Annotated in this window: 22 protein-coding genes; 12 read left to right on the plus strand and 10 right to left on the minus strand. The window is 43.7% G+C overall.

Features of this window, described 5'->3' with window-relative positions; all coding sequences use genetic code 11:
* Positions 1 to 16 precede the first annotated feature (16 nt).
* The 3 genes from JJQ94_RS23210 to mtnA all read right to left on the minus strand — a co-directional run bounded on the left by JJQ94_RS23210 (position 17) and on the right by mtnA (position 3,805).
* Complete coding sequence (locus JJQ94_RS23210) at positions 17 to 412, minus strand: hypothetical protein (protein WP_099030933.1); 396 nt, start codon at positions 410 to 412, stop codon at positions 17 to 19.
* Between the two features lie 333 nt (positions 413 to 745).
* Positions 746 to 2,689 carry an alpha/beta hydrolase family protein gene (locus JJQ94_RS23215; protein WP_099030932.1) on the minus strand — a complete coding sequence of 648 codons (1,944 nt, stop codon included), beginning with the start codon at positions 2,687 to 2,689 and terminating at the stop codon, positions 746 to 748.
* 93 nt (positions 2,690 to 2,782) lie between these two features.
* Complete coding sequence (mtnA, locus tag JJQ94_RS23220; RefSeq protein WP_099030931.1) at positions 2,783 to 3,805, minus strand: S-methyl-5-thioribose-1-phosphate isomerase; 1,023 nt, start codon at positions 3,803 to 3,805, stop codon at positions 2,783 to 2,785.
* Positions 3,806 to 3,925: 120 nt separating this feature from the next.
* Here mtnA and mtnK point away from each other — a divergent pair, with 120 nt between their 5' ends.
* On the plus strand, positions 3,926 to 5,128 hold the full coding sequence (gene mtnK / locus JJQ94_RS23225) for an S-methyl-5-thioribose kinase (RefSeq protein ID WP_099030930.1): 1,203 nt from the start codon (positions 3,926 to 3,928) through the stop codon (positions 5,126 to 5,128).
* Positions 5,129 to 5,203: 75 nt separating this feature from the next.
* On the opposite strand, the gene JJQ94_RS23230 is transcribed toward mtnK, so the two are convergent.
* Entirely contained in the window at positions 5,204 to 6,985 is a 1,782-nt protein-coding gene (locus JJQ94_RS23230) for a DUF885 domain-containing protein (RefSeq protein ID WP_099030929.1), read from the minus strand.
* A gap of 385 nt (positions 6,986 to 7,370) precedes the next feature.
* Between JJQ94_RS23230 and JJQ94_RS23235 the strand changes: the two genes are divergently transcribed.
* From JJQ94_RS23235 to hemB, 11 genes are all read left to right on the plus strand, one after another.
* Positions 7,371 to 8,372, plus strand: a complete 1,002-nt coding sequence (locus JJQ94_RS23235; protein WP_099030928.1) for a GGDEF domain-containing protein — start codon at positions 7,371 to 7,373, stop codon at positions 8,370 to 8,372.
* 118 nt (positions 8,373 to 8,490) lie between these two features.
* On the plus strand, positions 8,491 to 9,246 hold the full coding sequence (gene ubiE / locus JJQ94_RS23240) for a bifunctional demethylmenaquinone methyltransferase/2-methoxy-6-polyprenyl-1,4-benzoquinol methylase UbiE (protein WP_010376465.1): 756 nt from the start codon (positions 8,491 to 8,493) through the stop codon (positions 9,244 to 9,246).
* An 8-nt stretch (positions 9,247 to 9,254) separates the two neighbouring features.
* On the plus strand, positions 9,255 to 9,869 hold the full coding sequence (locus tag JJQ94_RS23245) for a ubiquinone biosynthesis accessory factor UbiJ (RefSeq protein ID WP_099030927.1): 615 nt from the start codon (positions 9,255 to 9,257) through the stop codon (positions 9,867 to 9,869).
* Position 9,870: 1 nt separating this feature from the next.
* Positions 9,871 to 11,475, plus strand: a complete 1,605-nt coding sequence (gene ubiB / locus JJQ94_RS23250) for a ubiquinone biosynthesis regulatory protein kinase UbiB (RefSeq protein ID WP_010376468.1) — start codon at positions 9,871 to 9,873, stop codon at positions 11,473 to 11,475.
* Between the two features lie 60 nt (positions 11,476 to 11,535).
* Positions 11,536 to 11,772, plus strand: a complete 237-nt coding sequence (tatA, locus tag JJQ94_RS23255) for a Sec-independent protein translocase subunit TatA (RefSeq protein WP_099030926.1) — start codon at positions 11,536 to 11,538, stop codon at positions 11,770 to 11,772.
* Positions 11,773 to 11,778: 6 nt separating this feature from the next.
* Positions 11,779 to 12,090, plus strand: a complete 312-nt coding sequence (tatB, locus tag JJQ94_RS23260) for a Sec-independent protein translocase protein TatB (RefSeq protein WP_010376473.1) — start codon at positions 11,779 to 11,781, stop codon at positions 12,088 to 12,090.
* A gap of 112 nt (positions 12,091 to 12,202) precedes the next feature.
* Positions 12,203 to 12,946, plus strand: a complete 744-nt coding sequence (tatC, locus tag JJQ94_RS23265) for a twin-arginine translocase subunit TatC (protein ID WP_010376474.1) — start codon at positions 12,203 to 12,205, stop codon at positions 12,944 to 12,946.
* A complete protein-coding gene (locus tag JJQ94_RS23270; protein WP_099030925.1) occupies positions 12,943 to 13,443 on the plus strand; it encodes a hypothetical protein in 501 nt (166 codons plus the stop codon). Before tatC ends, JJQ94_RS23270 begins: the two co-directional genes overlap by 4 nt.
* A complete protein-coding gene (locus JJQ94_RS23275) occupies positions 13,443 to 14,219 on the plus strand; it encodes a TatD family hydrolase (RefSeq protein ID WP_099030924.1) in 777 nt (258 codons plus the stop codon). The genes JJQ94_RS23270 and JJQ94_RS23275 overlap by 1 nt, the downstream gene beginning before the upstream one ends.
* Before the next feature lie 8 nt (positions 14,220 to 14,227).
* On the plus strand, positions 14,228 to 16,066 hold the full coding sequence (locus tag JJQ94_RS23280) for a sensor domain-containing diguanylate cyclase (RefSeq protein ID WP_099030923.1): 1,839 nt from the start codon (positions 14,228 to 14,230) through the stop codon (positions 16,064 to 16,066).
* 1 nt (position 16,067) lies between these two features.
* Entirely contained in the window at positions 16,068 to 17,078 is a 1,011-nt protein-coding gene (gene hemB, locus JJQ94_RS23285; RefSeq protein ID WP_026001016.1) for a porphobilinogen synthase, read from the plus strand.
* Between the two features lie 79 nt (positions 17,079 to 17,157).
* Here hemB and JJQ94_RS23290 read toward each other — a convergent pair whose 3' ends face one another.
* The 6 genes from JJQ94_RS23290 to JJQ94_RS23315 all read right to left on the minus strand — a co-directional run bounded on the left by JJQ94_RS23290 (position 17,158) and on the right by JJQ94_RS23315 (position 24,558).
* Positions 17,158 to 17,547, minus strand: coding sequence for a hypothetical protein (locus tag JJQ94_RS23290; protein WP_099030922.1), 390 nt, complete (start codon positions 17,545 to 17,547; stop codon positions 17,158 to 17,160).
* 245 nt (positions 17,548 to 17,792) lie between these two features.
* Complete coding sequence (fusA, locus tag JJQ94_RS23295) at positions 17,793 to 19,880, minus strand: elongation factor G (protein ID WP_099030921.1); 2,088 nt, start codon at positions 19,878 to 19,880, stop codon at positions 17,793 to 17,795.
* A gap of 224 nt (positions 19,881 to 20,104) precedes the next feature.
* Positions 20,105 to 21,256 carry an N-acetylglucosamine-6-phosphate deacetylase gene (gene nagA / locus JJQ94_RS23300; protein WP_099030920.1) on the minus strand — a complete coding sequence of 384 codons (1,152 nt, stop codon included), beginning with the start codon at positions 21,254 to 21,256 and terminating at the stop codon, positions 20,105 to 20,107.
* The gene (locus JJQ94_RS23305) at positions 21,249 to 22,157 is read right to left on the minus strand and encodes an ROK family protein (protein ID WP_039493393.1); all 909 of its coding nucleotides are present in this window, start codon (positions 22,155 to 22,157) and stop codon (positions 21,249 to 21,251) included. Before JJQ94_RS23305 ends, nagA begins: the two co-directional genes overlap by 8 nt.
* Positions 22,154 to 23,272 (minus strand): SIS domain-containing protein, encoded by a 1,119-nt coding sequence (locus JJQ94_RS23310; RefSeq protein WP_099030919.1) that lies wholly within the window; start codon positions 23,270 to 23,272, stop codon positions 22,154 to 22,156. The genes JJQ94_RS23305 and JJQ94_RS23310 overlap by 4 nt, the downstream gene beginning before the upstream one ends.
* Positions 23,269 to 24,558, minus strand: a complete 1,290-nt coding sequence (locus JJQ94_RS23315) for a D-tagatose-bisphosphate aldolase, class II, non-catalytic subunit (RefSeq protein ID WP_099030918.1) — start codon at positions 24,556 to 24,558, stop codon at positions 23,269 to 23,271. Before JJQ94_RS23315 ends, JJQ94_RS23310 begins: the two co-directional genes overlap by 4 nt.

The following is a 24,558-nucleotide window of genomic DNA, read 5'->3' on the forward strand; positions in this document are numbered from 1 at the left end:
CTGAATACTCACAGTGTTAACGAAGCGCTGTGAGTGCTTGCTTACTCATGCTAGGCTCACAACCTTCAACAAAATACACACCGATATGGTTATCACGATAAGCGTGATTATATTTACCGAAAAAATCTGCTTGAAACTTAAACCCAGCGTCGTCCAACTCAACCAAAAGCTTATCCACCACATCCCACGACATTGTCAGTGGTGAAAAAAGCAGAGTATTTGTGTGCATGCCGATTGGAATTTCGGCCTCAGAGGGCGATATAACTAAGCTATCTGTCGCATCGATAAACAATTGTTCAAACACCTGAGGGGGGCAACTTGCAACTATATGGATGTAGGTTTTTTGCGGGTGAATAGAGTGGCAACTGCATAAGGCCAGTACAACCACACCAATAATGAACCATCCCTTCATTAGCGACTTTCCTTACTTCAAAATCCCCATAGTAGAACAGCTTGTCCCCAAAAACAAAATGAAGATTTTGTGACTACTTCACGAAAAAAGCGGTAAGCAAAACGAATTTACGTGCCAATAGCAGGCTATTAGCACGCAAATTCAACGTGATCAGCACCAAGTCAGTACCATAGAGGCGTTACTTACTTGAAATCAGATAACATAGTTAATCTGATTAGATTTAATACCTGAGGGTACTAAAAAGTATACTGCAATATTCAGCAACAAAACTGCCGCTAATAAAACTTTAAATTACAAAGATCCGGGTAGCTCTCCCCTGCTCTATAATACAAATCATAACTGCAAAGGTTTTTCTAGGAATGCCAGCACTTTCTTAAAGTATTTCAGACGATGTTCCGGTTTATAAAAACCATGCCCTTCATCTTCAAGTAAGTAATACTGATAAGGCTTATCAGCTTTTTTCAGTGCATCAATTAAAGATTCCGCTTGTTCAATTGGCGCTCTTTGGTCCTCACCACCATGTACGATAAGGACAGGAACCTTAAGCTTATCGACATTATAGCTTGGAGAAAATGCCTTTAACTGTTTCTCATCGGTACCAAGTACACGTTCTAAATATGCGACCCCTGAACTACGCTGAGCAACATCACCTTCTTCAAACATCAGTGGTAAATCGTATACACCAACCACACCAACTGCGCATTGGAATAAGTCGGGTTCTAATATTGCACTTTGCAATGCAGAATAACCGCCAAAACTTGCCCCCATAATACAAATCCGCTTTTTATCGACGATACCTTTAGAGATTAAGTCACGGGTTCCATCGATGATGTCATATTGAATTTCCTTGCCCCACTTTTGGTAGCCAAGTACTTCAAATGCATCTCCATAACCACCGGATCCTCTAAAGTTAACTTGTAACACAGCCATTCCTCTGCTCGCTAGCATTTGTACCTCAGGGTCAAACTGCCAATAATCTCTTGGCCCATGAGGTCCACCATGAGGCATAACAATCAAAGGAAGGTTTTTCTTTTCTGCGTTTATTGGTGTTGTTAGATATCCATGAATAGTGAGTCCATCACGGCTTGTGAATTTAACAGGCTCGACTGTAGACATTTGATTTGATTTAATCCAGTTTCTTGCAGACGCAAGATATCTCATCTTGTTGGCTTTGCTATCATAAAGGTAATAATCCCCTGGGTTGGTATCGCTGCTTGCGAATACAACCACTTGTCCACCATCTCTTGTGCTACTTACAATACGTATTTGATTTCCAGGGATCGAGGCTATCAGAGACTTTAGGCGTTGACTCCAATCAGCACTTTCATCAATAAATGCATAGGTAGGATATCCGGGGTCTAATTCAATAGCGAAAGGAGATTTATCAATCGGATCTATCCATACTTTTGTTGGGTCAACCACTTTATCTTGAAAAACATGAGTGAGTTTTTTGCTTTCTAAGCCTAACTTATAGAAGGCCATGGGCTCACCAGCCGTAGATGCTGAAAGATAAACTGAAGTTCCGGTTTTATCGAATCCATGCATCCAGAAATCATCTAAGTTGTTTTCTAATGTGAGCTCTGTCCATTTTGAGTCTGCTTCTTCACGAATGAAAACTAATGAATTGCCATCATCATCCTCAGACACTACGGCACGAACCTCTCCTTGGTGATCGGTCAAAAAGCGGCCCATTTTTCTTGGAGCATTTGTCACTTTGCGTCTGACACCAGTATGAACGTTGACCTCGTAAACTCTTGTGGTAGGCTCTTTCGAGCCAGTCCAAGGATAGGTCACAATCAACATCTTGTCTTCGTCATTGACCAAAGGGTCAAGAATGTAAGATGTGCCATACAGCGGGGTAGCTTTGCGCAAACGAGAACCCGTTTGTTCTTCACCCTGGTAACCCACCAAATACTTAGCACGGCTTCCATCTACATTTACGCCGAATAGCTCACCATGAAATTCAGGGTGATCTTTCCAACCTCTTATATATTCCTTTTCCAATACCACACGGTCATTATTCACCCATTCATAGCGGCCAACTTGAGCATTACCATTGAATCGCACGGCGTGAATGAGTTTGAATTTATCAAGTTGTAAAAAAATTAATGTGTTTTTACCTTCTCTCTTTGTGATAAAGCTAAGATATTCTCCGTTAGGTGATATCTTTACATCTGAGAACTCACTACCTTTACTAAAAGACTCTAGCGGTATTTCCTGTTTAGCGAATACATTAGCAGCTAAGGCCAACAACATCAGAGCAATTAACTTTTTCATCCTGTTTTACTTTCTCCATTTATATCGAAGCACAAAATGGGTACATTTTAACAAGGTTTTGGATTTACGAGTAGTTAAAGTAATTACAAATGTTTAACTTTGTAAAAATACACCTAGGGCAACCTCATCACCCGTAAACAACCCCGTATCCAACACCCATCCGGTGATCAAACTCGCTGGCGTAACATCGAATGCCGGGTTGAATACCTCAGCATTGTTGGGTGCCCATTGGCAATCACCAAAACTACCACTGACACCTGTTACTTCGCTTTTGGCGCGTTGTTCAATTGGAATGGCTGCGCCATTTGGACAGCTGCTATCTAATGTTGTGATCGGGGCAACCACATAAAAAGGAATATTATGGAAATGGGCTAACACCGCGAGATTATAAGTGCCGACTTTATTGGCGAAATCACCGTTTGCCGCAATCCTATCTGCACCCACAAAGATTTTATCGACTTTACCCGCCGCCATTAAACTCGCAGCCATATTGTCACAAATTAGCGTGTATGGGATTTGCCATGCGTCTAGTTCAAACGCGGTAAGCCTACCACCTTGTAACAGTGGCCTAGTCTCATCAACCCAAACATGAATATCACCATGTTGTTTTGCAGCATGATGAATTACGCCAAGTGCTGTGCCCACACCTGCCGTTGCCAGCGCACCAGTATTACAGTGGGTAAGAATGTTGTCTCCCGCATTCACAAGCTCCGCGCCTATGTTTGCCATACGGTCGCATAGCGCAGTGTCTTCTTCAAATAACTGTTCAGCGGTTGTGATCACTTGTTGTTGCCAATCATTCGCTTGTAACGCTTCACGCAATCTTGCCATGCAGTGCATTAAATTCACCGCAGTAGGGCGCGTGGCTTCAAGTTCATCTATCGAACGGGCAATGGTGTCTTTACCTTCTCCCTGTTCGGCGAGATAGCCAATTAACAAACTTGCCGCTAAACCGATAAGCGGAGCGCCGCGAACCTTAAGTGTCAGAATGAGCTCGCTCATCGTCGCAACGTCGCGGCATTCATGCCACACCTGTTGATGTGGCAGTAAGTATTGATCCAATACCTGTACCACGCCCGATTCGAATTTAAGACTACGTGCAATTAAGGTTTTCATGACATCCCGCTCTTTCAAAGTGTACTAATAATATTTTACATCAAGATCTAAAGAAGTATAGACATCTAAACATTTAAAAATATAGAATGCTAACAGCAAATATCCACAAGGTGCAGAAACATGTCGAGCTACATTGAATTTGATGCAGAAAAAGTTATTGATTACATTACGAATTTAGGAAGCTTCTTTGATAAAGATGCAACTTTATCTTGTTATGAATTTGGTGATGGCAATCTGAACTTGGTTTTCCGCGTACAAGATACGCAAGAAAATAGCATCATCGTCAAGCAAGCTTTACCTTACGCTCGATGTGTGGGTGAGAGCTGGCCGCTTACGTTAGACAGAGCCAGAATTGAAGCCAGTGTATTACAGCGCCATGGTGAGATCTGCCCAGATACCACGGCAAAAGTGCTGCACCATAATACAGAGCTTGCGCTAACCGTGTTGGAAGATCTTGGTCATCTACGCATTTTACGCGGTGAATTAAACCAAGCGAACACCTTTGCAAGACTCAGCAAAGACGTCGCAAATTATCTAGCAAAAACCAGCTTTTACCACTCAAGCTTTTACTTAACACCGAGTGAAAAGAAAGCCCTAGTCACCGAGTTTACTAATCCCGAACTGTGCGCAATCACAGAAGATTTATTCTTTGACGACCCATACCGCGATGCTGAAAGAAACAACTTTCCTGCTGCATTACAACCGTCTGTGGAAATGCTGAGAAAAAATAAGGCGCTATTAGTTGAAGTTGCAAAACTCAAAGCCCAATTCCTCAATGCACCAGAAACCTTACTTCACGGTGATGTCCATACAGGCAGTATTTTCGTCGACGCCGGGCACACTAAGCTAATCGATCCAGAGTTTGGCTTTTTTGGCCCAATAGGCTTTGATTTAGGCTCATTTATCGGCAATTTATTGCTCAACTACTGTGCCCAACATGCTCGCATTAACGCTCTGCCAAAACGTCGAAATATGCAGGTGTATTTACTCGATAGTATCGCCACCACTCTATCGAGCTTCTATGTAACTTGGCTTGAACTGGCGAAAACACAAACACGCGACCTGTCGTTGCAAGCAGAAGGCTACGCAGAATACTTTCTCACTAAAGTATTGCAAGACGCGGTTGGTTATTGTGGGTGTGAATTGATCCGCCGCACCATTGGTCTCGCCCATGTTGCAGACATAGATGCGATTGAAGATGAAGACGCGCGCTTAGCGGTACAACAGCGAGCACTACACTTAGGTGAACAGCTCATCATTAATGCCAATAAATGCCGAACGACCGATGATGTGTATCAGCTAATTATTAGTTTTGTAAACTAAACAAAGCTTAGAATCACAGAATGAAAAAGCCCAAAGTCTCTGCTTTGGGCTTTTTTATTAAATGGATAAACGCAATTACTTACGCGCTTGATTCATCGTGGTTTCAATATATTTGTCGATTTGCTCTTCAAGCACAAATAATGGCACAGAGCCATGACGTAAGATTTGATGGTGGAACTCACGGATATCAAACTGATCGCCCAGTGCTTTTTCTGCTTTGCGACGTAGCCGCTTAATGGTTAGTTCACCAATTTTGTATGACAGTGCTTGAGCTGGCCACGAAATATAACGATCAGTCTCCGTTTTAACATTATGTAAGGACAAGGCAGTGTTGTCTTTCATAAAGTTCATCGCTCGTTCGCGGCTCCAACCAAACATATGCATGCCGGTGTCTACAACCAAACGAGCCGCTCGCCACATCTCGTAGGTTAAACGACCAAAATCACTGTAAGGGTCTTGATAGAACCCCGCTTCGATACCCAAAAACTCAGAATATAACCCCCACCCTTCACCAAAAGCTGAAATGTATTCGTTACGACGATATTCCGGTAGGTAATCAAGCTCGGCATTCAAGGAGATCTGCAAGTGGTGACCAGGCACGGCCTCATGTAGAGTCAATGCTTCCAATACATATAACGGGCGCTTATCCAGCGCGTAGGTATTTACCCAATAATAACCTGCATCAGTATCACTGCGTGCCCCCGAATAACGCCCAGTCGTGTATTTAGGCGCAATGCTCGCAGGCACTGGTGCGACACCATAAGGCTTTCTTGGTAATGTATGGAATAGCTTAGGTAGCTGAGCATCCATCTTCTTTGCTATATATGCAGCTTCTTTAAGTAACGCTTCGGGGGTTTTAGCATAAAACTGTGGATCGGTTCTTAAGAACTGCACAAAGTCGGCAAAAGATCCCTTAAAGCCTACTTTTTTAATAATTTTTTCCATCTCCGCACGGATCCGAGCCACCTCTTTGAGACCAAGTTCGTGGATCTCCTTAGGCGTCATATTCGTGGTGGTATAGTATTTCGCTCGGTTCGCATAAAACGCTTCACCATTTGGTGTAGAAGAAATTCCAATTTCGGTCCTAGCCGCAGGACGATACTCATTGACAAAGAAATTAAGGTAATCTTGATATGCTGCGATCACATCGCCTTTAATAATTTTTTTGGCACGTTGTTGCAGTGCTTTAAATTCGGCATCAGGCAAACCCGCTTGATTTTGTGTAAACGGGCCATAGAACTCGGATTTTGTCACATCATCAACGATATAAGCTTCTATAGAACTTTCATAACCTTCAAGCACAGCTTTCGGCTGAGTCAGGCCAACCGCTATACCTTCTTTCATCCAGTCGATATTTTGCTTAAAATAGCGTGGAACCTGCTGCAAACGTGCCAAATATAGCTCGTAACCAGCACGTTTCTTAAAGTCATGACTCGAGATCATAAAAGACAGACCGGAATGAAAGCCGTATTCCGAGGTGAGCGGCATATAGTGGCTATGAAAACGATATTCATCGACGCTATTCTGCACTTGTGCACGCAAAATAGTGAGATTGATTTGATTTTCCTCACTTAGCGCTGAAGTGTCGATATTGTCGAGCTGAGCCAAGAACTGTAGACGCTGCTGATTTGCGGTCGCCAACTTTTCTGCACTGAGGTTTGGTAGTAGAAACTCTGCTTTTGTATCACTGCGACCATAGGCATTGTTATCACTTCTAAATTTCATAACGCTGCCAGCTATTTGAGTAAACTCAGCGTTATTGTCACTTCCGGTAATAGCACAACCAGATAAGGCGACAGTTAAATAAACGGCGACGCTTGAACGCTTAGTCCACAGCTTTAATTTCGGTGATAACACGCTGACTTCCTCAATACTTTGTTGTTACTCAGCTCGCGGTAAAATAGCCAAAAGATAATGATTATCCATCGTTCTGAGCTTTTGTTATAGTGAAATGAACTTTCTGCTAGTCAAAGTAGGAGAGTCAGGTAACAGATGCAACTTAATTCGACAGAATCACGAATATCTCAGATCGAATACAATTTACCCAACCTAGTAAAAATTGATGAGAAAATCAGCAATTCAACAAAAAAATGTAAATTTTCTATTTCAAAGACAAATTTTTTACTTTTAAATTCGGACGATACAGATTAATGTAGGTCTAGTGCAATTAGGACAAGAGTTACACCGAAGGAGCTGGTGGTAGTTCATTAACGTTTGATAATTAATTGTTGTGGTAAATGAAATGATGTTCCATGATCCCATGGCTGTTGCCCAAGAAAAAATGACACAGGTGTGCCTGTTTTTAGAGCAACATCATTTGCCGCCTACGCCTTTAAATTATCAGGTCGCTTATACCCATATTAGCGCCACGAACAAAGATCTCGACTGTGCCATCAACAAAGCCATCAAAGCGCACACAAAAATAGACTGCGTATTCATTGAGCAACTCTACTATCAGTTTCTAGATCAAGGTCAAAAAACACAATCTGAACTGCTTGAAGGCGTTGATTCTTTGGTGACTGAATTACACGAAAATGCAGAAACCTCACAAAAGCAGGTTATTCGCTTTGCCCAACAAGTCAGTCAATGTGTGCATAATTTAGATGAACACAACATTCAAAAGAGTAAGCGCGCACTATCAACACTCACCAAACAAACTGAGCTATTGCTAAAACAGCACAAACAATTTAAACAAGCGTTAATAAAATCGCGTTTAGAGTATGAACGTAATCAAAAGTTACTACTCGACTTGCGTAAACAACACTTATTAGACCCACAAACGGGTCTTTATAAGCGTCACTATCTTCATCAAAAAGTGTCCCTATGGCAATCGCAGCAAAAATCCGTCTGTGCGCTTTCTATCCAAGTTGATAACCTTGACGAGTTTTCAACGCGGTTTGGTGATGTTGTGGGTGAAGTTGTGCTTAATCGTATCGCCAATAATATCAAACGTTATGTCGTTGAAAGCGGCTTACCTGGTCGCACAGGTAAAAAAGAATTCACGGTTATCCTTGCCGATGTAGACTTAGATACCGCGAGTGTTATCGCGGAAAAAGTGCGTAAAGGTGTAGAGCGATTAAAGTTTGTCAGCGCGAAAGGGAAAATTCCATTACCCAATGTATCTCTGGCCCTTGGGATAGCCCAACTTGCACCAGAGCAAGACTTTAATGTGTTGGCAAAACGCGCAGGTTACGCTGCACAGAAGGCACATTCTCTCGGCCAACACTGTTATATTAGTCACTGATCCGCAATATCCTCTTTTGTTTGCATTTTCAACAATACAACACGGATAAGAAATTGCACCTACGGCTACCAATCAAGTACACTAGCAAGCATAGTTGCAGAGTAATGATGGAACCCACATGAAAGAGTCACAAGACAATACTACCCACTTTGGATACAAAACAGTCGAGACCGACAAAAAAGCCTCTATGGTTGCAGACGTATTTCATTCTGTAGCTGCAAAATACGACATCATGAATGATCTGATGTCATTCGGTATCCATCGTTTGTGGAAGCGTCAAACTATTGCCTGCTCAGGTGTACGCGCTGGTCACAAAGTACTTGATCTTGCTGGCGGTACGGGTGATTTAACCGCAAGATTTAGCGAATTAGTTGGTGATAAAGGACAAGTTGTTTTAGGTGATATTAATGACTCAATGCTTAAAGTCGGCCGCGAAAAATTACGCGACTCGGGACTTGTTGGCAATATTGAATACGTTCAAATGAACGCAGAAATGCTGCCATTTGACGATAATACTTTTGATGTCATCACTATTGCCTTTGGTTTACGTAACGTAACTGATAAAGATAAAGCATTGCGCTCAATGTACAGAGTACTAAAACCAGGTGGACGCTTACTGGTACTTGAATTTTCAAAGACCGATAACGAGGCGCTGGCAAAGCTGTATGATATGTATTCATTTACACTATTACCTGCAATGGGCAAATTAGTTGCAAATGACAGTGAGTCTTATCGCTACCTTGCAGAATCTATTCGCATGCACCCAGATCAAGAAACGCTAAAATCCATGATGGATGAAGCCGGTTTTGAACAAACTGACTACCAAAATATGACCGGAGGCATCGTCGCCCTTCATCGCGGCTTTAAATTCTAGGAGTTGCTGTGTTAGCTTCATTACTTGGCGCCGTACTTGAGACGGCTTTAAACAAAGGCCTCGAACTCTCTCCTGAGCTAAAGCATGTGCTAAGTAAAGGCCAACATAAAGTACTCAGTGTTGATATTCGAGATCAGAATACTTGTTTAGCCGTTACTTACACAGGCATTAACATTCATGTTTTATGTCCTTTTGATGGCGAAGCCGATTGTTCAATTAGTGCCGATTTACCAACCTTGCTTGAGCTCAAAGATCCAAGCCAGCTCACTGCGCTTATCCGTCAAGATAAGCTCGATCTTGAAGGGGATTTGGCGCTAGCACAACTATATAGTAATGCATTAGCAACACTTGATATTGATTGGGCGGAACACCTCGCCAAATATGTCGGTGATGGGCCCGCACAAGTTGCCGTAGATGCTTTTCGTAAGTTAGCGCATCGCGCAAAGCAAGATGGACAGGTAGCCAAGGCAACCCTAACTGGGTTATTTCAAGATGAGTTGAAAGTTGCGCCTCACCCGCTCGAGTTTCAACAGTTTAAGCAGCAAGTGAGAACACTAAATAATCAAGTCGAAAGCTTAAATCAACGTCTCAGCGCATTACTTCAGCAAAACAAAGGAAATTAGGTTGTCTTTACTTCGCTTGCATCAGATCACCAAAACATTTTTAACCTATGGTTTAGACGAAATCGTCCCTGCGCATAAGCAGCCTTGGTACGGTAAACTCGCTCGAGCGAGTTTGTTTTGGCTGCGTAACAAGCATAAAGACAAACCGGTAGGCACACGCCTACGTCTGGCGCTACAAACTTTGGGGCCGGTGTGGATCAAGTTTGGTCAGATGCTTTCGACCCGCCGAGATTTGCTGCCACCAGATATTGCCGAAGAACTGGCATTTTTGCAGGACCAAGTTCAACCATTTGACCCCGCGATGGCGCAAAAGCTCATTGAGCAAGCGCTAGAAATCGACAATATTCATGAATACTTTGCTGAATTTGAATCAAAACCGCTGGCTTCAGCCTCGATAGCGCAAGTACATGCTGCCAAGCTACAACACAAAGATGAGTTAAAAGATGTCGTGATCAAAGTTATTCGTCCCGATATCGAGAAACAAATCCATGCAGATCTCTCTTTAATGGAGCGTTTCGCTAAAATCGTTGTCAATTTACTCAGCGAAGGAAAACGCCTGCGCCCAGTGGAAGTTGTTAGGGAATACAAAAAAACCCTACTCGACGAGCTAGACTTGATGCGAGAAGGCGCGAACGCAATTCAACTCAGACGCAACTTTGAAGACTCAGATTCACTGTATATCCCTGAGGTATATAGTGATTATTCACGTAAAAACGTGCTGGTGATGGAACGCATCTACGGTATTCCGGTTTCAGACACCGAAGCCTTGTTAGCGCAAGGCACCAATATGAAATTGCTGGCCGAGCGCGGCGTGGAAGTCTTTTTCACACAGGTATTCCGTGACAGTTTTTTCCATGCAGATATGCATCCTGGCAATATTTTTGTCTCTCGTGAAAACCCTCATAACCCTAAGTATATTGGCATAGATTGCGGTATAGTCGGCACCTTAAACCGCGAAGATAAACGCTATTTGGCCGAAAACTTTATCGCCTTTTTTAATCGTGATTATCGTCAGGTGGCACAGCTTCATGTGGATTCTGGTTGGGTTCCTGCAGATACCTGCGTAGAAGAGTTTGAGTTTGCCATTCGCACTGTATGCGAACCCATTTTTAACAAACCGCTTGCAGAAATCTCTTTTGGTCATGTGCTAGTAAATTTGTTTAATACGGCAAGACGGTTCAACATGGAAGTACAACCACAGCTAGTATTATTGCAAAAAACTCTGTTGTATGTAGAGGGCCTAGGGCGCCAGCTTTATCCGCAGTTAGATCTGTGGAAAACGGCCAAACCTTTTTTAGAGCATTGGGTGCAAGAACAAGTTGGCCCTCTCGCGGTGGCGAAAAAGCTATATGCGAACTTACCATTTTGGGCTGAAAAAATGCCTGAACTGCCAGATTTAATTTACCAAAATCTCAAGCGCCGCCCTCCTCCAACTGTCACACAAAAAGCAGATACTGCGACTAAGCCTCTATTATTGGGCTTAGCAGCGAGCAGTTTTGCAATTATATCGGGATTGAGCTTTATTTTTGACAAGCCTGTCGCAAGTAGCCTACTTGCGATTATTGCCGTGCTAGTATTTATTGGCGCATGGCGTAAAACAGGGTGATTTTTTGCTCGCTAGGCGTATAATCATTATTCATAAGCAGTAAGTATCAATGGAGTTATTATGGGATTCGGTGGGATCAGTATTTGGCAATTACTTATTATTTTAGCCATCATTGTTTTGTTATTTGGAACTAAAAAATTACGCGGTATTGGTAGTGATTTGGGTGGTGCAGTTAAAGGCTTTAAAAAGGCAGTATCGGATGAGCAAACTGCGACCGACTCTGAGCCAGAAAAGTTAAAAAATACAACAACTGAGCAAGCACAACCTATATCAGAGAAAGAAAAAGATAAGGTGTAATTCAACATGGGTATGTGGGAGTTAGTGGTCGTTCTTATCGTTGGCCTAATTGTACTTGGCCCCGAACGTCTTCCCGTTGCAATCCGCACCGTAGCGAGATGGATAAAAACGGTAAAATCTGTCGCCAATTCAGTCAAGGCTGAAGTGAGTGAAGAATTACGTGTTCACGAGCTACATAATAATTTGAAGAAAGCGGAACAACAGGGAATGCAAGATTTGGCCCCCGAACTCAAGCAATCCGTTCAAGAGTTACAAGATGCGGCTGAATCAGTCAGACATTCTTATAAATCAACCGAAAATAATAAAAACAAAGACTAATCAATCTAGCAGTTAGATAGTTCAGTCAAAGGCTAGCTTTGGGTAATGAGACGCCCAAGCCGCTCCTTTTTGTTATATCTAACTGGAATTATATTCGTACGAGTCAAGTTACATGACAGAATCAGCCCAAAGTGGATTTATAGCTCACCTTGTTGAGTTAAGAAACCGCTTAATGAGAGCGTTATTGAGCGTTTTCGTTATCTTTGTTGCTTTGGTGTACTTCGCCAATGACATCTATGCCTTCGTTGCAGCACCGCTTGTAAATAGCTTGCCTAGCAACACAACCATGATCGCTACAGATGTTACAGCGCCGTTTTTTGCTCCCTTTAAATTAACGCTTTTTGTGTCACTATTTGCCGCTGTGCCTTTTATTTTGCATCAGGTGTGGGGCTTTATCGCACCCGGGTTATATAAACACGAAAAACGTATGCTCATTCCTATATTACTTTCTAGTGTGCTGCTATTTTATGGCGGAATAGCATTTTGTTACTTTGTTGTCATGCCTATCATACTTGGCTTTTTTACCAGTGTGGGGCCAGAGATGATGACATTGTCACCGGATATTAGCAGTTACCTTGGCTTTATCCTTAAGCTATTTTTTGCTTTTGGCATCGCCTTTGAAATTCCAGTCGCCATTATGCTTATATGTTGGAGTGGCATGACAACCCCTGCGAGCTTAAAAGAAAAACGCCCTTATGTTGTCGTTGGTGCTTTTGTCATCGCAATGTTTTTAACTCCACCAGATGTTCTATCTCAAACTTTATTAGCGTTACCTATGCTACTCTTGTTTGAATTGGGGCTCATTCTAGCCAGATTTTACAGCGCTAAACCACAACAACAGGAGTCTGAACAATGAAAAAAACCATGATACTGTTCGCACTAGGGTTTTCCTCTTTATGCGCCGCAGAGCCGATAAATACGCAGGCACTACAAGCTTGTACTCTGATTGAAAATGATTTTAAACGACTCATGTGCTACGACAATGTGATTGCTAATAAACCAATCACGGAAACACATTCAAGCAAAGCGCCCGTAAACAAAGATCAAATAAACACAGCGCGCAATGAAAAAAAAGTAGAGTTGAAAGAAGATGGCTTTGGTTTAGAGCATAAAGTTAAAGCGGCAAGCGAAGAAATCGAAGAAATTACAGCTAAACTCGTAAAAACAACCACTCAAGGCCGCGATAAAATGGTATTCACCTTGGACAATGGTCAAGTATGGCGGCAAGTTTCTTCAGAAACTTTTTTCGCCAATGAAGGAGACACATTAATTATTGAACGCGCGTCTTTTGGCTCTTTTTTAATGAAGAAAGCGGGCTCAAACCGTACAACGCGAGTTAAACGAGTTAACTGATGAACACGATGTTCGATGCTGGTGTAAACCTCACCAGCTCGCAATTTTCATCCGATTTGGCCAAGGTAATTGCTAGAGCCAAAAACGCTGGCATAGAATCAATGCTCGCCATTGGCTGCGATTTAACAAGCAGCGAACAAAGTATTTTACTCGCTGAGCAATACCAGCTTTATTGTACAGCAGGAGTCCACCCTCACGACGCAAAAGATGCACCTGACACCCTCTACGATGACCTCCTCACTCTTTTAAAAAGTAGTGACAGGGCTATTGCTGTTGGTGAATGTGGCTTGGACTTTAATCGTGACTTTTCACCAAGGCCGATACAACAAAGCGTGTGCTTGACGCAACTGCAGTTAGCAGAAGCTATTGATTATCCTGTGTATCTACATGAAAGAGACGCGCACGATGCGCTATTTTCGTTACTGCAAGAAGTTAACGTTCATGGAGTATTACACTGTTTTACTGGTAACCATAACGCACTACGACGTTACTTGGACTATGGGTTAATGATAGGCATCACAGGTTGGGTTTGCGATGAACGTAGAGGCCAAGCACTACAAGATCTAATCCAATACATCCCCCTAGACCGTTTGCTGTTGGAAACTGATGCGCCCTACCTACTACCAAGAACAATTAGCCCAAAACCCAAGTCTCGCCGCAATGAACCAATGTATTTATCTTATGTGGCTGAGCAAATTGCACACCTAAAACAATGTCCTGTCACGGAAGTGATGAGCACAACTTCGGCTAATTTTAAACAGCTGTTTGTGAGGTAAAGCCAGTAATGCGCATTGTGTTGTCTTTACTTATATTGATATACAGCTCTGCTGTATTTTCTGCCGTCACTATTTCAGAGTCATTTAAGGTAGAACACCAAGTAAAGCTAAGTTACACACTGAGTAAATATGCATCGTTAAACGAACTGCTTGCAGCTCCTGTCGAATGGCATAGCAGCACCCAAATCCCTACAGGCCTTCGACCTGTAGCGAAGTACTTATGGTTAAAAATAGCGCTGCACAATACCAACAACTCGCTCACACCAGTGTTGGTAAGTATAAACAATAATCTCATCGATGCGGTAACTGCCTATCATGTCAGGCCGAACCATCCAATATTCAGTTTAGATATGGGCGATGCCTTGCCACTGATTAAGCGGCCACTCAAGTATGAATCTCTAGTTATTCCGCTTGAGCTGCAGCCACAAACGCAAAGCCATTTATACTTACAGATCAGTGATGAGGGGGTTATCACGGCTCCTCTTGCAATTTGGGAGCCGAATGAATACCTCCAATTTAAGAGTAAATTTAATCTTATTTTTGGAATTTTAGCAGGCTTTGTACTAGCACTCGCCTTAACCAATGCCACGCTCTATTGTGTTACAAAAAAAGGTTACTTTTTATGTGCCACTTTGTTTATCACTACAGTATGGCTTTTCAATGCACATATCTATGGCTTTGGTTATCGCTACTTTTACTCTTCATGGCAGTGGTTTCAACAGTATGGTCAAGGCATGATGATGTTATTGCTCAGCGCACTGCTGTTGCCCGCTTTGAGTTATTGCTCAGGAAAGTCACTGCTTGCGCACCCAAAGCTGACGAAAAGAAAGGCCATTCTAGCGACATTGTGCTTGTTTCTGCTCATTGCTTTTTTACCTGTTTCTCAGTCTCTCCTGCTAGCGCTTAGCATCAGCTTTATTGTCTCGGTATTGATTATCTATACGCTCGCTCGTGTTAACCACAAGAGCCGAAATATCTTAATCGCAATCGCGCTCTGCCACTTTATCGTAATCAGCTACCCGTTTACGGTTGAGCTGGGGGTTCAGTCCGGCAGCTTTTTGAACCATTTGGGTTACTTTGGTATTTTTGTCGTTGAAGCCACGTTGCTAAGTTACCTGCTCATACGTCTATATATATTTCAAAGAGATGAAAAGCTGGCCAAGCAACAGCAACGGCTAGCTCATACTCAAGCTGAAGATGCCCTATTAAAAGAAAAACTTAAACTACAAGAACAGGCCCAGTACGACTTAGAGTCCAACATTGAGGAACGCACTTTTGAGCTTCAAGTCACATTAAGGGAACTTGAGGATAAAAACCGAGAGCTGGAGCGCATGAACATGGAAGATCCACTCACAAAAGTGAAGAACCGGCGCTATTTCGACAAGCGTTTACAGATGGAAGTACGTCGTTCAAGACGAGAGCAGACAGTATTGAGCCTTGTTATATTTGATATCGATCACTTCAAAAAAATTAACGACAAATATGGTCACTTGGCTGGTGATCAAGCAATTTGCGAATTTGCCAACTTAATAAAATCACACTTGCGGCGACCACATGATGAAGTGTTCCGCTATGGTGGTGAAGAGTTTATTTTGCTACTACCAAACACCCCAGAAGAAGGTGCTGTCGGAGTAGCTGAACGCCTGAGAGTGGCTACAGCAGATCTCAATATCAAATTTGGTGAAGATACGCTTAAGTTGACCACCAGTGCAGGCGTTTATAGTGCAGTGGTTAGCGATCCACATAACCCACAGCTTTACACTGACAATGCGGACAAAGCCTTGTATCAAGCAAAACAGCAAGGTCGTAATCGTGTTGTTACTTTCAAACCCAATCAGGAGAACTAACGTGGCTCAATCAGGACTCGATCTTTTCCCCCTAACTCGCATGCGCAGAATGCGTCGCGATGACTTTTCAAGACGTCTAATGAGCGAAAGTACGCTAACGGTTAATGACTTAATCTATCCAGTATTTGTATTGGATGGTGAATCTAAGCGTGAAGCTATCCCATCAATGCCAGGTATTGAGCGTTTATCTATTGATCTATTAGTTGAGGAAGCCAAGCAACTAGTAGAGCTAGGGGTTCCTGCTATCGCCTTATTCCCAGTAACACCGGCGGAACAAAAATCGTTACTAGCTGAGGAAGCTTACAACCCTGAAGGGATTGCACAAAGAGCGGTACGTGCTATTAAAGCGGCATGTCCTGAGCTTGGTGTGATCACCGATGTTGCATTAGACCCATTCACAGTCCACGGTCAAGACGGTATCTTAGATGAAGATGGTTATGTCATGAATGAAGAAACCGTGGAAGTACTAGTCAAACAAGCGCTTTCGCATGCAGAGGCAGGTGCCGATATCGTCGCCCCTTCCGATATGATGGATGGCCGAATTGGCGCTGTTCGCGAAGCACTTGAAGAGTGCGGTTTTATCCATACTCGTATAATGGCGTACTCTGCCAAGTATGCATCGAGTTATTATGGCCCTTTCCGCGACGCTATCGGCTCTGCGGGCAACCTGAAAGGTGCAGACAAGAAAACCTATCAAATGGATCCTGCTAATTCTGATGAAGCATTACGTGAAGTGGCTTTGGACTTACAAGAAGGTGCGGATATGGTGATGGTAAAACCAGGCATGCCATACCTAGATGTTGTCAGACGCGTTAAAGATGAGTTTGGAGTACCAACATTTGCTTATCAAGTCAGTGGTGAATATGCCATGCATAAGGCTGCTATCGATAACGGCTGGTTGGCTGAGAAGCCTGTTGTACTGGAGTCTCTACTAGCATTTAAGCGTGCTGGTGCAGATGGCATTTTGACTTACTTTGCAAAACAAGCGGCAATTTGGCTGAATGAAAAGTAATACCAATTGAATTAATGCTATTGGTGTGAAGCCTTTAAATTTGAGCAGGTGAAACCCTCACCTGCACTTCCTCTACACCTTATCTGACCAAACTTTCTGCTTTTAAAAGCTCATCGCGATTCATTTTCCAGCTAAAGAAGCGAATAATACGACCGTCATCGAGATATACCTCGGGTAGACTTACAATGCCCAAAGAGCGTAACCTAATCGCCTGAATATGTTCCGTATGGATATAATGGGTTTTACCTAAAAAGTTATAGCTAACCCCCGCCTTATCTATATGAAGAAAACGCTTTCCGGTTAATGACAGTACCAATAATGATAGGGTAAAAAATAGTAAGGTAAGTGTAACTATTTGCAATAATGATGAGGGAATATCTAAGATAGAAAACAGCGCATTACCCAGCCAGATAAGGGACAGTGCCAGTACATAGAAAAGCCAGTTTATTTCCAGTTCTATAGTTCTCATTGAGTATCTCCTTTATTTACCCAACCACAATCAAATTTGAGCCCCCGACGCAATAACGTGACCCAATTTATTGAAGAAAAGCTAATGATAAAGTGCCAATGTTCCTAAAGCAAGAACTTTAAAATTAATAAAACATGAAATAATCGTGACGACTTTTAGACAGGGAATTAATGCAATAACTCTTTGAGTTTAAAAATAAAAAAAGGCCGCCAAAGGCGACCTTTTCATGCAAAATAAGTAATTAATTACTTAGCTGCTTTTTTCTCTTTCTCAGCTGCGATTACCGCGTCAGCAACGTTTGCTGGACATGGTGCATAGTGTGAGAATTCCATTGAGAACTGACCACGACCAGACGTGATAGTACGTAGGTGACCGATGTATCCGAACATTTCAGATAGTGGTACTTCACCCTTGATACGAACGCCCATTGCGCCAGCTTCTTGGTCTTTGATCATACCGCGACGACGGTTAAGGTCACCAATTACGTCACCTACGTTGTCTTCTGGCGTGAACACGTCAACTTTCATGATAGGCTCAAGAAGTTGTGCACCCGCTTTAGGGATAGACTGACGGAATGCGCCTTTAGCAGCGATTTCGAACGCGATTGCTGATGAGTCAACTGCGTGGAAACCACCGTCGAATAGCTCAACTTCAACGTCTAGTACTGGGAAGCCCGCAAGTACACCTTCGTCCATCATTGACTTGAAGCCTTTCTCAACTGCTGGCCAGAATTCCTTAGGAACGTTACCACCAACAACTGAAGACTTGAACGTAAAGCCAGAACCAACTTCGCCAGGCTTGATACGGTAGTCAATCTTACCGAACTGACCTGAACCACCAGACTGTTTCTTGTGCGTGTAGCTATCTTCAACTTCTTTAGTGATAGTTTCACGGTAAGCAACCTGTGGCTGACCAACGATTAGGTCTACACCGTATGTACGCTTAAGGATGTCTACCTTAATGTCTAGGTGAAGCTCACCCATACCTTTAAGGATAGTTTCACCTGAATCTTCATCAGTCTCAACTTGGAATGAAGGATCTTCTGCAACCATCTTACCGATCGCGATACCCATCTTCTCATTACCACCTTTATCTTTAGGTGCAACAGCGATTGAGATTACTGGATCAGGGAAGATCATCGCTTCAAGTGTACATTCGTGCTTAGGATCACATAGCGTGTGACCCGTTTGAACGTTCTTCATACCAACAACAGCGATAATGTCACCCGCTTGCGCTTCAGAAATCTCGTTACGGTCGTTAGCTTGCATCTCAACCATACGGCCGATACGCTCTGTTTTACCAGTTGCAGAGTTAAGGATAGTGTCACCTTTCTTCATGCGACCAGAGTAGATACGGATGAACGTAAGTGCACCGAAACGGTCGTCCATGATTTTGAACGCAAGCGCTTTAAGTGGTGCATCAGCATCAACAGTTGCTACTTCACCAGTAGGCTCACCTGTTTCAGGATCTGTTAGCGGCTGAGGATCAACTTCTGTAGGAGCTGGCAGGTAATCTACAACAGCGTCTAGTACAAGTTGCATACCTTTGTTTTTGAATGCAGAACCACAGAAAGTTGGGAAGAACGCAAGATCACGAGTACCTTTACGGATACACGCTTTGATTTGCTCGAGAGAAGGTACTTCACCTTCCATATACGCTTCCATTAGGTCGTCGTCTTGCTCAACAGCAGACTCAACTAGCATCTCATGGTATTCTTCAACTTTGTCTACCATGTCAGCTGGAACGTCTTGTACTTCGTAGTTTTCAGGAAGACCTGTGTCATCCCAAACGTATGCTTTCTTCTCAAGTACGTCTACAACACCACAGAACTGGTCTTCGATACCGATAGGAAGCGTCATTACTAGTGGGTTAGCACCAAGTACTTTCTCAACCTGACCAACTACGCGGTAGAAATCTGCACCCATACGGTCTAGTTTGTTTACGAAGATTACACGTGCAACTTCTGATTCGTTCGCATAACGCCAGTTAGTTTCTGATTGTGGCTCAACACCACCAGAACCACAGAATACACCGATACCACCGTCAAGTACTTTAAGTGAACGGTATACTTCTACTGTGAAGTCAACGTGTCCAGGAGTATCGATAACGTTTAAACGGTGGCCTTTCCACTCACAAGTTACCGCCGCTGATTGGATTGTAATACCACGCTCAGCTTCCTGCTCCATGAAGTCAGTAGTAGACTCACCGTCGTGTACTTCACCAGTTTTGTGGATTTTACCAGTAAGCTTTAGAATACGCTCAGTGGTGGTAGTTTTACCCGCATCAACGTGCGCGAAAATACCAATGTTTCTGTATTTCGATAAATCTGCCATTGTTTTACTCTATTTAAAGTAGAAAAATTATTCGGCGGGAGTATATCACCTCTTGTAGCGAACATCATCCTTGAAGTCGTCTAAAATGCAATCAATTCGCGAAAAAGTTTCTAATGCGAAACTTTGTGACCCATTTTTACCGTATCGCTTACTGCTAGGCCGCTGTATTTAAGAAAATTCCGTTGTATTTTGTCAATTTCAGGGCGGTGAGCTTGGGTTTTTGTTTAAAATATCTGCTTTCCAAACAAGTTGGCATGCTGGACTTGGAAGGCATCATCTAGCAAAGAAAAATGCGCTATTTTACCCACTTCAATGCTACCAAGTTCGTTGTCCATATTTAAATAAGTTGCGGGTACTAAGCTTGCCATATTGATGGCTTCTAGAAGTGGAATATTGGCTAATTCTGCTAAATTCTTCACTGCTTTTTCAAGTGTTAGTGTACTGCCAGCCAAACTGCCGCTGTGAGTTTTCGCCACGCCATCCTTAACCACCACTGGCATTTCGCCCAATTGATATTCACCATCTTTAAGGCCACCAGCATTAATACAATCGCTGATCAAAGCTACCTTATACTGCCCTTTGAGGCGGTAGATCAATTGTAAAATCGCGGGGTGTAAGTGGATACCATCGGCAATCACTTCAACCAAGGCTTGGCTATCAAGTAACAACGCACCAGCACAGCCCGGTTCACGGTGATGAATGCCGCGCATGCCGTTAAACACGTGGACCCCGCCGCAGGCACCATGTGCTAGAGCGGCATTGGTTTGCGCAAAATCCGCATCACAATGACCTAACATCACCCGCACCCCATGTTTACTTAGGTACTGTGTCATCTTAACGCCATTAGCCTTTTCAGGCGCGAGTGCCACCGCTTTAAGCGCACCATCAGCCGCGCTAATCATTTCATCAATTAAGGCTTCGTCTAGCGGCTTAAAGAAAGCTTCGTTATGGGCACCTTTGTGTTTTTCATTAAAGAACAAGCCCTCACTGTATCCGCCCAGCACCTGAGCACCCGGCATTTTTTGCTTATAAGCAGCTCCCACGACTTTCATCGCCGCAATGGTTTGTGGCCACGTAGTCGTCACCGTGGTAGCCAAAAAACCAGTGACGCCATGTTTGAGCAACGACGTGCTAATAGTTTCTATACTGGAGAGTTTGCCATCAATAACATCACAGCCCTCGCGGCCATGAATATGCAAATCAATTAACCCAGGCCACATATCTAAATTAGAATAACATTCAGTATTATCGGGCGCTTCCGTCACTGGAATAATCGCGTGAAAACGCTCACCTTCTATTACCGCAACGTGCGCTTCAAGGACGCTGGTAGGGGTATAGATACGACGGGGCTGAATATAACGAAGCTGCTCAAGCATGCACTTTGCTCCCAAGTAATGCCGCACCCAATGCGCCACTCGCATCACCATGCTTGGCTCTAACAATATCTGGCACTGATACCGCGGAAAATACATGGGGTTCGATGGCTTTTGGGAGCGCCTCTACAAGTTCATCAATAAGCGACATACCACCGCCAAGCACGATAACTTCAGGGTCATATGCTTTGATTAAATTTGCAAACGCCGATCCCAACAGATCCATATAACAATTAAAAGCATGGCGAGCTTCACTTTCTCCAGCCCGCATCGCAGTGATAACTTGTTCTGAGGTAAGTGTTCGCGTAGTGAAATGTTGATACAAACCGGCAAGCCCTGGCCCTGCGACATAGCGCTCTAAACACCCTTGCAGTCCACAGCCACACGCTAAAATAGGTAGGTGATATTTTTGCTGTAACACCGCAGAAAGCGGATGGTGGCCATATTCTCCGGCGATCCCTTGGGCGCTCTTATATAGCGCGCCATCAATGCAAAACCCTCCTCCGGCACCGGTGCCTATTATTGCCCCAAAGACCTTTTGATATTGCTTACCGGCTCCAAGACTGGCCTCTGATAACGCAAAGCAACGGCAGTCATTTTCTACCGCAATGGGCCGTTCAAGTTGTGCGACGAGATCAGCTTTAACTTCTTTGCCATTGGCGCAAGGGACATTTGCAGATAGCACGCGCTGCTGCGCATTCACTATCCCCGGCATACCAATACCAACCTGTCCTTTACAACCATATTTGTCATCGGCTTGCTGCACCAAAGTTACGATTTGCGCCAAAAACGCCTCATAACTGTGCTTTGGTGTCGCCACACGCCAAGATTCTATACGTTGCAGTTTTTCATCAAACACCGCAATTTCAATTTTGCTCCCGCCAACATCCACTCCATAAATCATACTTCGCTCCCAAATGGATGAATGACTACGCCCTGCACGACTCTATTTACTTCACCAGACGGGCAAGGGTTGTCCGGTGAAATGCCGAGGTTCAGCGCTTTATAGAAACTTAACTGCTGTGCAAACAACATATACAGTAACCCTTGCCACACATCTTCTAAAGGTGACATTTTAGGGCAAAGTGAATGCACCGTCATGGCTGTACCATCACGCAACAATTCAGCAACTAAGTCCTGATCGTACAAGCTGGTATAGCCATCACTTGAGATAAAACATACCACGGCAGTTTTGCTATTGATAAGTGATTTTGGACCATGACGGAATCCAAGCGGTGACTCGCTCACGCTCATTACTTGGCCTGCCGATAACTCAAGCATTTTTAGCGCAGCTTCTTTTGCAAATCCCAGTAAACAACCTGAGCCTAGATACACCAAACGCTCAAATGGTTGTTGTGCAAATGCACGGATATTTTGCTGCTCTGTCGCAGCTAACATGCTTTGCGCTGCATTGATCAACTTATCCAAGGAGCCATCATCCGCAGCAAAAAGTTGTAGCGCTGCGACCATCATTGACGAATAGCTACTCGTCATTGCAAAACTTTGGTCAAGCGTAGGATCCGGTAACAATATACTTGTTGCATTGCTTGCCTGCTGCGCTGCTTGATGCAATTTTCCATCACGGTTGCAGGTGATAAAAAGGTGCTGACTGTTGCTAACCAGCTGTGTTACCAACTCTACAGCCGCAACACTTTCAGGACTATTACCTGAGCGAGCAAACGATACTAATAAACAAGGTTTATCCGTCGCTAGGTATTGTCGTGGTGCAGCAACTAAGTCAGTTGTACTCACTGCTCGTACGCTTTGGCGCATGCGTGCATTAAGATGAGTGGCGATGGCATCACCGATATAAGCGGATGTACCCGCCCCCGTCAAAAGAACCTGAGTATCAGGGTCACCTAGAAAAGGAGCTAACTCCACCAAAAGCTTAGGCTTTATGTTCGCGACCAATTGGGCGGTTTCTTGCCACATCTGTGGCTGCTGACTGATCTCTTTTGCTGTCCAATAGGCATTTTGTGTTTTTAATTGCGTAACTTCAAGTCCTAGAAAAGTGTTCATGACGCTTTCTCCATGGCAAAACATGCATTTGAATAGCGAGCTACAACACGTTGAATTTTGGCAATCACCAACGCTTTGGCGTCCCTTTCTATTTCACCACGGCGTACTTGTTGATATAGCTCTGGAAAATATTGGCTGATAAGCGGCAATGATAAAGTCTGCTGCGCTAGATTCTCGAGCATAGTTGCTAACGCCTTTTGCACCGCGTCTTGATGCCAGTAATAGCGAATGCGATCACTAAAGCTAAATTGGCGCAAGAACCGGAGTTGCTGTGACTCGCCGTGATAAAAACGCTGCCAACTCGTAGGCTCTGCCAGCATGACCTCGTCCACTACCTCAATAAACTGACTATGAACATAGGGTAGTAATTGCTTTTCAATATGGTGAAGCGCGAATAACCCTTCACGCAGCGCAAAGGTCAATTCAGGCCCGACTTTCAGAATGGCAAAGTGGTCAGCTACCAACGACTGATAAGCGCCTGCAGTTTGATAATCTGTCGAATGCGCTTCGAAAGCGATACGGTCAACGGTACGAATAAAGTCTTTTAATGCACTCGCTTCATTCGGTTTGTAGTCAAAAACCTGCGTGTTATCAAACTCAACACCCGGCTGCACCACCATCGCAACCACGCGTTGCCAAGCATCCGTTAATCCTTTATTTGCAAAGAGTTCACGATGGCAAGCTAGGGTTTCTTGCGCAGCAACTTGGCTGGTCGGTTGTAGACTGTCAATCTGTTCATCAGCTCCACCTGGGGGGGGAACTTCAGTACCAATCACATAAACAATATCACTACGACCAAACGTCGCAATCGCGGCTGATTCTGCTGTTTGACACAACAAAGCAGCGCGATTAGCTACAATATCGTCGCTTAACGCGTCAGGATCGTCAGCACAGGGCATGCTGGCATCTAAGTGGATCTTCTTAAAACCGGCCTTCACATATTCTGCGACTAAGTCACACGCTTTGGCCATTGCGGCTTGGCTATTTTCACTCGTCCAACAGACTGGTCCTAAGTGATCACCGCCAAAAATCAGTGACTGCTTATCAAAACCAAGCTCGTCGGCCATCTCTTCAACTTTGGCAATAAAATCCGCAGGACGCATCCCGGTGTAACCACCAAATTGGTTAACTTGATTGGCCGTGGCTTCAATTAATAGCAGCGTATTTTCCTGCTTGGCATATCTTATCGACGCTTCCAGCACCCAAGGGTGAGCTGAACAAATGGCATAAATGCCTGAGTTTTTCCCTGATTTATTGGCTTCGATTAGGGCTTGAAAACGCCGCAT

The organism is Pseudoalteromonas sp. GCY (assembly GCF_016695175.1).
GTDB lineage: Bacteria > Pseudomonadota > Gammaproteobacteria > Enterobacterales > Alteromonadaceae > Pseudoalteromonas.